This is a genomic window from Shewanella carassii (assembly GCF_019670705.1).
Lineage (GTDB): Bacteria > Pseudomonadota > Gammaproteobacteria > Enterobacterales > Shewanellaceae > Shewanella > Shewanella carassii.
The window spans coordinates 2,040,997-2,053,033 of the sequence record NZ_AP024618.1; the positions used below are offsets into that span (position 1 = coordinate 2,040,997).

The 12,037-nt window shown below is 49.5% G+C and carries 12 protein-coding genes; 4 read left to right on the top strand and 8 right to left on the bottom strand.

Annotated features, from left to right (window positions below; genetic code table 11):
- Positions 1-110: 110 nt before the first annotated feature.
- From minE to minC, 3 genes are read right to left on the bottom strand one after another with little or no spacing between them, the layout of a single operon-like run.
- Positions 111-371 (bottom strand): cell division topological specificity factor MinE, encoded by a 261-nt coding sequence (gene minE, locus K5621_RS09285; protein ID WP_100142669.1) that lies wholly within the window; start codon positions 369-371, stop codon positions 111-113.
- Positions 372-374: 3 nt separating this feature from the next.
- Positions 375-1,184, bottom strand: a complete 810-nt coding sequence (minD, locus tag K5621_RS09290; protein ID WP_100142668.1) for a septum site-determining protein MinD — start codon at positions 1,182-1,184, stop codon at positions 375-377.
- A 26-nt stretch (positions 1,185-1,210) separates the two neighbouring features.
- Entirely contained in the window at positions 1,211-1,876 is a 666-nt protein-coding gene (gene minC, locus K5621_RS09295) for a septum site-determining protein MinC (RefSeq protein ID WP_100142667.1), read from the bottom strand.
- A gap of 122 nt (positions 1,877-1,998) precedes the next feature.
- Between minC and K5621_RS09300 the strand changes: the two genes are divergently transcribed.
- The 3 genes from K5621_RS09300 to K5621_RS09310 are packed head-to-tail and all read left to right on the top strand — an operon-like array spanning position 1,999 to position 3,768.
- Complete coding sequence (locus K5621_RS09300; RefSeq protein ID WP_100142811.1) at positions 1,999-2,286, top strand: YcgL domain-containing protein; 288 nt, start codon at positions 1,999-2,001, stop codon at positions 2,284-2,286.
- Between the two features lie 15 nt (positions 2,287-2,301).
- On the top strand, positions 2,302-3,279 hold the full coding sequence (locus K5621_RS09305) for a lytic murein transglycosylase (RefSeq protein WP_221051013.1): 978 nt from the start codon (positions 2,302-2,304) through the stop codon (positions 3,277-3,279).
- Positions 3,280-3,327: 48 nt separating this feature from the next.
- Positions 3,328-3,768: a YcgN family cysteine cluster protein gene (locus K5621_RS09310; protein WP_221051014.1), complete on the top strand. Its 441-nt coding sequence runs from the start codon at positions 3,328-3,330 to the stop codon at positions 3,766-3,768.
- 87 nt (positions 3,769-3,855) lie between these two features.
- Here K5621_RS09310 and dsbB read toward each other — a convergent pair whose 3' ends face one another.
- Both dsbB and nhaB read right to left on the bottom strand, forming a co-directional pair.
- Positions 3,856-4,368, bottom strand: a complete 513-nt coding sequence (dsbB, locus tag K5621_RS09315) for a disulfide bond formation protein DsbB (protein ID WP_100142810.1) — start codon at positions 4,366-4,368, stop codon at positions 3,856-3,858.
- Positions 4,369-4,511: 143 nt separating this feature from the next.
- Positions 4,512-6,101, bottom strand: a complete 1,590-nt coding sequence (gene nhaB / locus K5621_RS09320) for a sodium/proton antiporter NhaB (RefSeq protein WP_221051015.1) — start codon at positions 6,099-6,101, stop codon at positions 4,512-4,514.
- A gap of 304 nt (positions 6,102-6,405) precedes the next feature.
- Between nhaB and fadR the strand changes: the two genes are divergently transcribed.
- On the top strand, positions 6,406-7,125 hold the full coding sequence (gene fadR, locus K5621_RS09325) for a fatty acid metabolism transcriptional regulator FadR (RefSeq protein ID WP_100142809.1): 720 nt from the start codon (positions 6,406-6,408) through the stop codon (positions 7,123-7,125).
- A 71-nt stretch (positions 7,126-7,196) separates the two neighbouring features.
- On the opposite strand, the gene K5621_RS09330 is transcribed toward fadR, so the two are convergent.
- The 3 genes from K5621_RS09330 to K5621_RS09340 are packed head-to-tail and all read right to left on the bottom strand — an operon-like array spanning position 7,197 to position 11,984.
- A complete protein-coding gene (locus K5621_RS09330; RefSeq protein WP_100142663.1) occupies positions 7,197-8,717 on the bottom strand; it encodes a SpoVR family protein in 1,521 nt (506 codons plus the stop codon).
- Between the two features lie 12 nt (positions 8,718-8,729).
- A complete protein-coding gene (locus K5621_RS09335) occupies positions 8,730-9,998 on the bottom strand; it encodes a YeaH/YhbH family protein (protein ID WP_025887760.1) in 1,269 nt (422 codons plus the stop codon).
- A 51-nt stretch (positions 9,999-10,049) separates the two neighbouring features.
- Positions 10,050-11,984, bottom strand: coding sequence for a PrkA family serine protein kinase (locus tag K5621_RS09340; protein WP_100142661.1), 1,935 nt, complete (start codon positions 11,982-11,984; stop codon positions 10,050-10,052).
- Positions 11,985-12,037 lie beyond the last annotated feature (53 nt).

Here is a 12,037-nt window from a genome sequence, read left to right on the forward strand (position 1 = left end):
ACCCTAGGGTGCCTTCTTTATTGCAGCTGCATATGTACTTTTTATTTGTGCTTTGCTCGTCTTTAAATTTGAGGATGCACAGGCACAGGCTTTTACCGTTGGAGCGCGTATCAGGGACGCTCCGGCAGAGTTACATTGAGCTCGAGTACCGACAGGTTGTCATCGTTCTGATCCAGCTGTACAGACACCTGTTCTTCAGAGATATGTACATACTTGCGGATCACTGCAATTATCTCCTGCTTCATCTGCGGAAAGTAATCCGGTACCCCGCGCTCGCCACGTTGGTGGGCTACGATGATTTGCAAACGCTCTTTGGCGGTTGCTGCGGTACTGCTTTTCTTACTGCTTTTGAAATAGTCGAGTAATGACATAATTTAGCTACCAAATATTCGTTTAAGGAATCCCTTCTTCTCTTCCGCAACGAAGCGTAGCGGAAGCTCTTCACCCAGCAAACGAGCGACAGTGTCCTCGTAAGCCTGTCCTGCATCACTGTCGTGATCTATGATTACCGGTACCCCTGAGTTGGAGGCCTTGAGTACCGCCTGAGACTCAGGGATCACCCCGAGTAACGGAATCGCCAATATCTCCTGCACATCTTCCACGCTGAGCATTTCGCCGGTTTTTACTCGGGCTGGAGAGTAACGGGTCAACAACAGATACTCCTTGATGGGCTCAAGCCCTTGTTCGGCGCGGCGGCTGCGGCTTTGCAGCATACCGAGTATCCTGTCAGAATCTCTGACTGAGCTGACTTCAGGGTTGGTTGTCACTATGGCAGTATCGGCAAAGTAGAGTGCCATCATGGCGCCGGTCTCAATACCCGCCGGAGAATCACAGATGATGTACTCAAAGTCTTTGCTCAAATCATCAAGTACCTTGCCGACACCCTCTTTGGTCAGGGCATCCTTATCCCTGGTTTGGGACGCCGGTAAAACGAACAGTTTATCACAGCGCTTATCTTTAATTAGTGTCTGGTTCAGATTGGCTTCGCCGTTGATGACATTGACAAAGTCGTAAACAACCCGGCGCTCACAGCCCATGACCAAATCCAGATTACGCAGGCCGATATCAAAATCGATAACGACAGTCTTGTGTCCTTTTAGTGCCAAGCCAGTAGCGATAGCCGCGCTCGATGTGGTCTTGCCCACACCGCCTTTACCTGAGGTGACAACAATAATTTGTGCCATGATCTATTTTATCCTTTGCGTCTGCCTTATCCGGGCAGAGATTCAACGATTAATGACTCACCGCTGAGTCTGATACAACTACTCTTGGCGGTACAGTGTTGTTGCAGGTTTTCTGTTAACCAGTACTGTCCCGCAATCGAAACCAGTTCAGCTTCCATGGACTGGGCCAGGATCACGGCATGTTTGTCGCCGCTGGCTCCCGCCATTGCTTTCCCACGCAGTGCCCCGTACACATGAATGCTACCATCTGCAATGACTTCTGCGCCATTCCCAACTGCACCAAATACAATTAAATCGCCGTCTTTGGCATAAATTTGCTGCCCGGAACGTACGTTTTGTTTAACTATCTTGGTGATCCTCGGCGGTGGTGGTGGGAATTCTGATTGTTTGCCTGCCTTAATGCTGGCTAAGCCTTGTGCTTTGGCGGCCTCGTTGAGTGTCTTATTGGCCGCGGTCACCCCGACTATTATCAGCTGCCTTTCTATCATCCCCTGGCGTAGGCCTTTGAGATCTATGTCAGTGCCGTTGACCTGACTTAAGTTGAGTACCAGCGGAGCGTTAAGGAAAAATTGGGGCGCCTGGGCGAGCTTGGCATCAAGTTCTTTGAAAAGGGCGTCCAGATCTGGGGTATTGATATGGAGTACGGAGAGCGTAAAAGAGGAACCTTTTAGCTCGAGACTTGGTTGTGGCATCCCGGTGTCATTCTCCAGAAAATGAGCAGTCAGATTGCGTGACAGCGTTATATTCCAAGGCGTCCATGTTATAGTGTGCCCCGATGAGTGGCAAGTTTGAACCCATGGAAATTGATACAATTATGATCTGTGCTGTCTATAAGAGCCTGAAAAAAGCCGATACCTATTTATTCGTCAACAAGAAAGATCAGTTTGACGATGTACCTGCTCCCTTGATGCAGGTATTTGGTCCTCCTCAATTGGTAATGTTGTTGCCGCTGCAAAAACGACAACAGTTGGGCATTGCTGACATCAATAAGGTCAAAGCAGAACTGGCAGAAAAGGGCTATTATTTGCAATTACCACCGCCTCCTGTGGATATGCTTAAGGATTTGAGACGCAGCAAAGGCTTGGATGATCATTCTGCTTAAGGAATAACGCGTTTTATGGATAGACTTTCCCTGGTGTTTATTTCACTGCTGAGTGCATCGCTGACGAATATTAGCGTGGCGTCTGAAGGTAATTTTGAGCAGTACCTTGATAACTTGAAGCAGGATGCGGCAGCACAAGGGATAAAAGAACTGACATTGGATAAGGCCTTTAGCCAGATAAAACTGTTTAAAAGGGCCTCCAATGAGGACAAGTCTGTCCCAGCGCCGCCACAGGATCTAGAGAACTATATTCCTAAAGTTATCAATGAACAGATGGTGGTCAAAGGTCGGGTGCTGGCCGAAGAGTATCGGCCACTGCTGCTCAAACTTGGTAAGCAATATCGAGTGCAACCCAGGTTTATTTTGGCTCTTTGGGGACTCGAGTCGGATTTTGGTAATCAACAGGGCAGTTACCCCGTGCTTTCCGTTACGGCTTCATTGGCCTATGAAGGGCAAGAGGCTTACCGGAGGGAATTTATCTCGGCACTGAAAATCCTGGAGTCGCAGGCGCTCGACTTTAATGAACTCAAGGGTTCGAGTACCGGTGCCATGGGGCCCTTGGGTTTGATGCCAAGTGCCTATCTGCGATACGGCAGTGACGGTGATGGTGATGGTAAGGTCGATATCTGGAACAGCTTTGCCGATGGCTTGGCATCCGTGGCCAATTATCTGCAACAGGCCGGCTGGGATGATACCCAAACCTGGGGACGTCAGGTCAAAGCGCCCACATCCATAGAGGACAGCCAATTGGGATTGGGTCATCAGGCTAGCTTCAGCTATTGGCAAGAGTTGGGGGTACGTCGCTATGATGGCGCTAATCTGCCGGACCGGACTGATATGCAGGTATCATTACTCATGCCTGATGGCACAAGTGGTCGCCATTATCTGGTGTACAAGAATTTCCGCGCCTTGCGAAGTTGGCAGGACTCGGACTATTTTGCGCTGGCGGCGGCTTATCTTTCTGAAAGGATCAAGTATCCCCCCCGGAAATAGTGTAAAATAGCTTTTTACGCAAGTTTTCAAGAACGAATCAACAAGTTTATGTCCTTCTGGTTAACCAAGACCCTGGCCGAAATGACTCCGGATGAGTGGGAGTTGCTCTGTGACGGCTGCGGCAAATGTTGTCTCAATAAGCTCATCGATGATGAAACTGAAGAGCTCTATTATACTAACGCAGCTTGTAAGTTATTGTCTGATAAAGACTGTAGCTGTATTCATTATGAAAAACGCTTTGAATTTGTACCTCTGTGCACTGCGGTGACGGCGACGAATATCGCTGATCTGAATTGGCTACCGGATAGTTGCGCTTACCGGCGTTTGTACCTGGGGCGGCCATTGCCTTCATGGCATCCTCTCTTGACCGGCTCCAAGGATGCCATGCATGCAGCGGGGATGTCGGTTAAAGGCAAGACACAATGCGAAACCAAAGTCCGGGATCTTGAAGATCATATTGTACTCTGGCCACTGAAGGACTTGGATTGATGCCATCCAGGCATCAAGAGTAAAAGCCAAACACGATTGTTTGGCTTTTTTATGCTCATAGAAAACTCGTTTGCTTGAATTGAATACCTAGTTACGGCTCTTGCTCAGAATAGGCAAAACATAGAGCAACAGCGCGACCAGATATGTAGCAAAAGCGACAATCATCCACTGTGACATAGTGATACCGATAAAACTCCAGGGAATATCAGAGCACATGCCCGTTGGCATAAATATCGAAGGTAGCCATTCATGCAGCGGCATCCACGAAGGGAACTCAGGAAGGAATGAACAGGTCGAAAAAGGGGATGGGTTCTGCTGCATGTCGTTGAGCTCAATGGCCAATCTCAGCCCCCAACTGGCACTAATCCCCCAAAGTACCGCAGCCAAGATTCGTACAGGACGTACTCTCGGCGCAAGAAAGCCTATTATCCCGGCCAGTAGTAATCCCAATACTGCCAGGCGCTGGTAGATACACATGACGCAAGGTTCGAGCTGCATCACATACTGAAAGTACAAGGCAGCCAGTTCTAAAGATAAGGCAGTCAACGCCAGAATTCCCCAAGCCATTCGGGAGTGCGCAAAACGTATCATTGTGGTCAAAATGATCCTCCGTTGAGTATCCATCAGTTCAAGAATTAGCAGAATGGCTCCGCAGCTGGATACAATTCCCATAAAAAAACGCCCACGAAGGGGCGTTTTTTGGACTCTACTGAAACCGAAAGGTTCAGTCAATAGTTAGCAGACTAGTGGCCTACTGCAGCACCTTTACCCAGTACCTCTTGGGCGCTGTGGTGCAGGATCATGCCAGAGTCATAGAAGTATTGGGTCATCTGCTCGAGGAAACCAAGCTCAATTGTCAGTACCCCCACGATGGACAGCACAATAGTATAAGGCAGCGCCATCCATACCATACGACCATAAGATAGGCGGATGAGTGGAGCCAGAGCCGACGTCAGCAGGAACAGGAATGCAGCCTGACCGTTAGGCGTTGCCACTGATGGCAGGTTAGTGCCTGTGTTGATAGCAACGGCCAGCAGGTCAAATTGATCGCGGGTGATCTGGCCATCAATCAGCGCGGCTTTCACCTCATTGATATAGACGGTACCCACAAACACGTTGTCACTGACCATGGACAACAAACCGTTAGCCACATAGAAGATAACCAGCTGCATATTGCCTTCAAAGCCGAGTGCCCACTGGATAACCGGGGCAAACAGGCCTTGATCGATAATCACACCCACTACAGCGAAGAATACTGCCAGCAGTGCAGTAAAGGGCAGGGCCTCTTCGAAGGCTTTACCCAGAGCGTGCTCATCGGTAATACCGTTAAAGGCAGTCGTCAGAATAATCACAGATAGACCGATAAGGCCAACCGATGCCAGATGGAAGGCCAGACCGACAATCAGCCAAACACCAACCAGAGCCTGGATTACCAGCTTCATCTTATCTTTGCTGGTTCTGTGGGCATCTTCATGAGCGGCGAATTCCACCAAAATTTTGTGTACAGCGTCAGGCAGTTGCGCGCCGTATCCAAAGATATGGAACTTCTCCACCAGCATACAAGTGAGGATACCGGCAAAGAATACGGGTACAGTCACGGGAGACATCCGCAAGGCGAATTCAGAGAACTGCCAGTTAGCCTGAGCGGCAATGATCAGGTTTTGCGGTTCACCCACCATGGTACATACGCCGCCTAGAGCAGTACCGACACCGGCATGCATCAAGAGGTTACGCAGGAAGCCCCGGAAGTCTTCCAATTCTTGGGCATTGAGTTGCTCGCTTCCATCACTGGTGTGGTCATGATCGGCGCTGAAGTCTTTACCGGACGCCACCTTGTGGTAGATGGAGTAGAAACCAACGGCAACGGCAATGATTACCGCGATAACCGTCAAGGCATCGAGGAACGCTGACAGGAAGGCGGAGGCGACACAGAACATCAAGGATACGATCATTTTGGAGCGTACCTTGGTGATCATCTTGGTAAATACATAAAGCAGCAGCTGCTTCATAAAGTAGATACCGGCCACCATGAACACCAACAACAATAATACTTCGAGGTTGGCCTCAATCTCGTGCAATACCTGGCTGGGACTGGTCATGCCAATAAACACGGCCTCAATCGCCAATAAACCGCCGGGTTGCAGAGGATAGCACTTAAGTGCCATGGCCAGAGTGAAGATAAACTGCACGACCAAAAACCAGCCCGCAACAAAAGGATTGATGCTGAAAAGTATCGGGTTGATGATAAGAAAACTCAGTATTGCAAGCTTGTACCACTTGGGCGAGTTGCCCAAGAAGTTACTCATAAAAGCCTGAATCGGTGTAGCAGGCATGTCTTCCTCTCTAATTCTGTTATAAATGGTTGTAACGTCTTTGTTCGACGAACGGTAAAATTTGCGTAGTTCAGTCTAGCCTAAAGATAAACTCAATGTAACGATTAGCGTATACAGGGATTTCAAAAAGCGGATCTCGAACGCAAAATTAAGAGACTGCTGATTTGAACTTGGTCACTTTTTTGGCGATTATCTTGACTTGGATGGGTCAAGATTTTACTTCGCTGAACAGAAGGTTTTCATTTTTTGTCGCTCTGGTATGATCTGTGGCCAGAATAAAGCCAACAATTGGAAAACCGGGCTGATGATAATCAATGCCAAAGGACCTGCAAGCTTTGCAGAGAAATATATCGTGCGTTCAATTTGGGAAAATAAGTTTCCCCCCGGCTCCATACTTCCGGCAGAGCGGGAACTATCAGAGCTGATAGGTGTGACCCGTACAACACTGAGAGAAGTGTTGCAGCGTTTGGCCCGTGACGGTTGGTTGACGATTCAACACGGTAAACCCACCCGGGTGAATAATTTCTGGGAAACCTCTGGTCTCAATATTTTGGAGACCATTGCCGATCTCAATCCTGAAGGTTTCCCGGTACTGGTTGACCAACTCTTGTCGGCTAGAACCAATGTCAGTGCGATCTATTTTCGTGGGGCGTTGCGTCATAATCCCGATACGGCAGTGGAAGTGTTGTCAAAAATTCACGAATTGGAAGATGATGCCGAGGCCTATGCCGAGTTTGATTACCAATTACATCATACTCTGGCGTTTTCATCCGGCAACCCGCTGTACGTGCTGATCCTCAATGGTTTCAAGGGACTGTATGCCAGAGTCGGGCGCTACTATTTCAGTAGCCCGGAGGCGAGAGCCTTGGCGCTGTCTTTCTATCAGAAGCTTGAAATGCTGGCCAAAGACAAAAACTACACTCAAGTGCCGGCCTTAATGCGCACTTATGGTATCGACAGCGGTATTATGTGGCAGAAGTTGCGCGATGCCATGCCGCTAGAGATGGCTCAGGATAATCAATAGTCAGTTTTAAGCTCATTGGTATACAGTAAAAAGACCGCCGAAGGCGGTCTTTTTCTTGCGGGTGACATTATCTAACTAAATTCACTTTTTTCAGGGCAGGAGGCCAACACCTTTATTTCGCCATTGTCCTCTTTTTGCTCCAGAGTCACGTCAAAACCCCACAGCCGATGCAGGTGTTTCAGCACTTCCTGACAACTGCCCGCCAGAGGAATACCATTACTGGGTATATACCTCAGTGTCAGCGAGCGATCGCCATTGACCATGACATTGTGCACTTGGATATTGGGTTCATTATTGGACAGGTTGTATTGCGAAGACAAAATTTGTCTGATATCGCGGTATCCCTGTTCATCATGAATGGCCGATACCGACAGATAGTTTTTGCTTTCATCATCGAGTACGCCAAACAGCTTGAACTTGCGGATCATGGTGGGGGAAAGATACTGGCTGATGAAGCTCTCATCCTTGAAGTTTTCCATGGCAAAATGCAGCGTTTTCAGCCAATCGCTGCCGGCGATATCCGGGAACCAATATCTATCTTCTTCAGTTGGCTGTTCGCAGATGCGGCGAATGTCGCAAAACATATTGAACCCCAGGGCATAGGGGTTTATGCCGTTGTAATAAGGGCTGTTGTAGGCGGGTTGAGCCACCACATTGGTGTGACTCTGTAAAAACTCTAACATAAATCTGTCGGTGACCAAGCCTTCGTCATAGAGATGATTGAGCAGGGTGTAATGCCAGAAGGTGGCCCAGCCCTCGTTCATTACCTGGGTTTGGCGTTGCGGGTAAAAATACTGCCCCATCTTGCGTACGATACGCACCAGCTCCCGTTGCCAGGGCTCCAGCAGCGGAGCGTGCTTCTCGATAAAGTAGAGAATGTTTTCCTGTGGCTCTGACGGAAAACGTTTTTGCTGTTTGGCTTCCTCTTTGGTTTGGTGCGAGGGGATGGTGCGCCAGAGATCGTTGACTTGGGTTTGCAGATAGGCCTCGCGCTCTTTCTGGCGCGCCTGCTCTTCACGAAACGAGATTTCTGTTGGGCGCTTGTAGCGGTCGACGCCATAATTCATCAAGGCGTGGCAGGAGTCCAACAGGTTTTCCACCTCATCTATGCCATATTTACGCTCGCATTCACTGATGTATTGCTTGGCAAAGACAAGATAATCAATGATGGAGCCGGCATCTGTCCAGGTGCGGAACAGGTAGTTGTTTTTGAAGAAACTGTTGTGGCCAAAGCAGGCGTGAGCTATCACCAAGGCCTGCATGGTGAGGGTGTTTTCTTCCATCAGATAGGCGATACAGGGGTTAGAGTTGATGACTATTTCATAGGCCAGCCCCATCTGGCCGCGCTTATAACCCTGCTCGGTCTCGATAAAACGCTTACCGAAGGACCAGTGAGTGTACCCTATGGGCATCCCAATGCTGGCGTAGGCGTCCATCATCTGCTCGGCGGTGATCACCTCTATCTGATTGGGATAGGTCCCCAGACGATAATGCTCCGCGACCCGGGCGATTTCCTTTTCATAGGTTTCCAGCAGCTCAAAAGTCCATTCTGGCCCGTCGCTCAGTGGCTGGCGTGTTTTCTTTTTGTTCATAATCGCTTCCCCTTAAACCGCCTGCTTCTTGAACAACTCGCGGAAGACGGGATAGATATCCTCTGCCTGACGAATATGTTGTACCGCCATATTGTCGAATTGTTTTTGCAGGGTTTCATATTCACGCCAGAGCGTCTGGTGCGCCCTGTTGGTGATTTCTATGTAACTGAAATAGCGTACTACGGGTAGCAGTTGTGTTTCGAGGATCTGATAACAGGTGGGCGAGTCATCGGCCCAGTTGTCGCCATCGGATGCCTGGGCGGCATAGATATTCCATTCATTGGCCGGATAGCGTTCTTGTTGAATTTCGTGCATCAGTTTCAGTGCACTGGAGACTATGGTGCCGCCCGTCTCCTGGGAGTAGAAGAACTCGTGTTCATCCACTTCTTTGGCCTGGGTATGATGACGGATATAGACGACCTCAAGATTCTTGTAAGTGCGGGTCAGAAACAGGTACAGCAATATATAGAAGCGTTTAGCCATATCCTTGGTGGCCTGATCCATGGAGCCGGAAACATCCATAAGACAGAACATCACCGCCTGACTGGTGGGCACTTCCCGTTTGGCAAAGTTGTTGTAGCGCAGATCGAAAGTGTCAATAAAGGGCACTTTGGCGATGCGCTGTTTAAGCTCTTCAATCTCCTCTTTGAGCTGCAATATCCGCTCGGCACTGGCTCCCGGGGTGTTTTCCAGCTCTGCCAGTTCGTTTTCCAGTTCATGCAGTCGCCGTTTCTTGTCTGCGGACATAGCGGTGCGCCGCGCCAGAGACGATCTCAAAGAGCGGACGATATTGATATTTGAGGGCACACCATCATTGGTATAACCGGCTCGGTAAGTTTGATATTCCACCAGTTTGTTCAGGCGGTTTTTCTGCAGGTTGGGCAACTCAAGATCTTCAAACAAGAGCTCGAGGTACTCATCTTTGGATATTTGAAATACAAAGTCATCCTGACCTTCGCCTGAGTCCGAGGCATCGCCCTTGCCGCTGCCACCACCACCGCCGCCCTGAGGCCTGTCTATCTTGTCGCCTCGGGTAAATTGGTCATTGCCCGGATGCACTCGCTCACGGACGCCACCGCGACCTTGATGGAATACGGGTTCGCTGATGTCCTTGGTGGGGATACTGATTTTTTCTCCCTTGTCGACATCTGTGACGCTACGGTGAGTGACGGCATCACTGACCGCTTTTTTAATTTGTTGTTTATAGCGGTTAATAAACCGCTGACGGTTAACCGTGCTCTTTCCTTTGGCATTCAACCGCCTGTCGATAAAGTTCGCCATACGCACCTCCCAAAGCAAATACCGGGGCCCGAGAGCCCCGAAAGGGCACAGCTATGAGGACTTACGTACCCGTAAGTACCACTCGGACAACAGGCGCACCTGTTTTTTGGTGTAGCCTTTCTCCATCATACGATTGACAAAATCATCATGTTTGCGCTGATCGTCTGTGGAGGTCTTGGCGTTGAAAGAAATGACCGGCAGGAGATCTTCCGTATTTGAGAACATCTTCTTCTCGATCACGGTTCTGAGTTTCTCATAGCTGGTCCATTGCGGGTTGTTGCCATCGTTATTGGCCCTAGCCCTGAGCACAAAGTTGACTATCTCATTGCGGAAGTCTTTGGGATTACTTATCCCGGCCGGCTTTTCAATTTTCTCCAATTCGGCGTTGAGTGCGGCCCGGTCAAACAGTTGGCCGGTTTCCGGATCTCTGTACTCCTGATCCTGGATCCAGAAGTCGGCATAGGTGACATAGCGGTCGAAGATGTTTTGACCATATTCCGAGTAAGATTCCAGATAAGCGGTCTGGATCTCCTTACCGATAAACTCAACATATTTAGGGATCAGATAGCCCTTCAAAAACTCCATATACCTTTCTGCGGTATCGGAAGGGAACTGCTCTTGCTCTATCTGCCGCTCCAGCACATAGAAGAGGTGCACTGGATTGGCGGCAATTTCAGAGTGGTCGAAGTTAAAAACCTTGGAGAGGATTTTGAACGCGAAGCGGGTCGACAGTCCATGCATCCCCTCATCGACCCCGGCATAGTCACGATATTCCTGGTAAGACTTGGCCTTGGGATCGGTATCCTTGAGGCTTTCACCGTCATAGACCCGCATCTTGGAGTAGACAGAGGAGTTCTCCGGGGTCTTGATCCTTGAGAGCACGCTGAATTGAGCCAAGGTCTCCAGTGTGCCTGGGGCACAGGGCGCCTTGGTCAGTTCTGAATTGGCGATAAGCTTGCGGTAAATCTGCATCTCTTCCGACACCCGCAGGCAGTAAGGCACCTTAACGATATAAACACGGTCGAGGAAGGCTTCATTGTTTTTATTATTTTTAAAGCTGCTCCATTCAGACTCGTTGGAGTGAGCCAGAATAATGCCGTTAAAGGGCAGGGCCGATAAGCCTTCGGTACCGTTATAGTTGCCTTCCTGGGTGGCTGTCAGCAGAGGGTGCAGCACCTTGATCGGCGCCTTGAACATCTCCACAAACTCCATCAAACCCTGGTTGGCACGGCACAGGGCTCCGGAATAGGAGTAAGCATCGGCATCATTCTGGGCAAAGTGCTCCAATTGACGAATGTCGACTTTGCCCACCAGAGAAGAGATATCCTGGTTGTTGTCATCACCGGGTTCAGTCTTGGCGATGGCAATTTGATCCAGCACCGAAGGGAATACCTTAACGACCCGGAAGCGGGAGATATCGCCGCCAAAATCATGCAAGCGCTTGACCGCCCAGGGCGACATTATGCTGCGCAGGTAACGGGTCGGGATCTGGTATTCTTCCTGCAGCAACTTGCCATCTTCCTCGGCGTCAAACAGGCAGAAGGGGTGATCGTTGACCGGACTTCTGACTCCATCGGCGCTGAGAATATAGATAGGGACTTGCTGCATCAAAGCTTTGAGCTTCTCTGCCAGCGAAGATTTACCGCCACCGACAGGTCCCAGCAGATAGAGGATTTGCTTGGATTCTTCCAGCCCCTGGGCCGAGTGTTTAAGGTAGGAAACTATCTGCTCTATGGCATCTTCCATGCCGTAGAAGTCTTTAAACGCGGGATAGCGAGAGATTAAGCGGTTGGAAAATATCCGGCTCAGAACCTGATTCTTGGAAGTGTCGATCACTTCCGGCTCGCCGATGGCGATTAGCAACCTTTCTGCTGCCGAAGCGTAGGCGCTGCGATCTTGCTTACAGATCTCGAGAAACTCCTGTAATGTGTATTCTTCATCGAGTTTCTTCTCATAGCGCTGTTGGTAGTGCTCAAATATGCCCATATTAAACCCCCTGAAACGCCAAATATGTCTGGGAAGGGAACTGTCTTTGGCAG

Coding starts and splice junctions, on each gene's coding strand:
- minE (WP_100142669.1), bottom strand. CDS start 371: ATGTCATTACTCGACTATTTCAAAAGCAGTAAGAAAAGCAGTACCGCA.
- minD (WP_100142668.1), bottom strand. CDS start 1,184: ATGGCACAAATTATTGTTGTCACCTCAGGTAAAGGCGGTGTGGGCAAG.
- minC (WP_100142667.1), bottom strand. CDS start 1,876: ATGCCACAACCAAGTCTCGAGCTAAAAGGTTCCTCTTTTACGCTCTCC.
- K5621_RS09300 (WP_100142811.1), top strand. CDS start 1,999: ATGATCTGTGCTGTCTATAAGAGCCTGAAAAAAGCCGATACCTATTTA.
- K5621_RS09305 (WP_221051013.1), top strand. CDS start 2,302: ATGGATAGACTTTCCCTGGTGTTTATTTCACTGCTGAGTGCATCGCTG.
- K5621_RS09310 (WP_221051014.1), top strand. CDS start 3,328: ATGTCCTTCTGGTTAACCAAGACCCTGGCCGAAATGACTCCGGATGAG.
- nhaB (WP_221051015.1), bottom strand. CDS start 6,101: ATGCCTGCTACACCGATTCAGGCTTTTATGAGTAACTTCTTGGGCAAC.
- fadR (WP_100142809.1), top strand. CDS start 6,406: ATGATAATCAATGCCAAAGGACCTGCAAGCTTTGCAGAGAAATATATC.
- K5621_RS09330 (WP_100142663.1), bottom strand. CDS start 8,717: ATGAACAAAAAGAAAACACGCCAGCCACTGAGCGACGGGCCAGAATGG.
- K5621_RS09335 (WP_025887760.1), bottom strand. CDS start 9,998: ATGGCGAACTTTATCGACAGGCGGTTGAATGCCAAAGGAAAGAGCACG.
- K5621_RS09340 (WP_100142661.1), bottom strand. CDS start 11,984: ATGGGCATATTTGAGCACTACCAACAGCGCTATGAGAAGAAACTCGAT.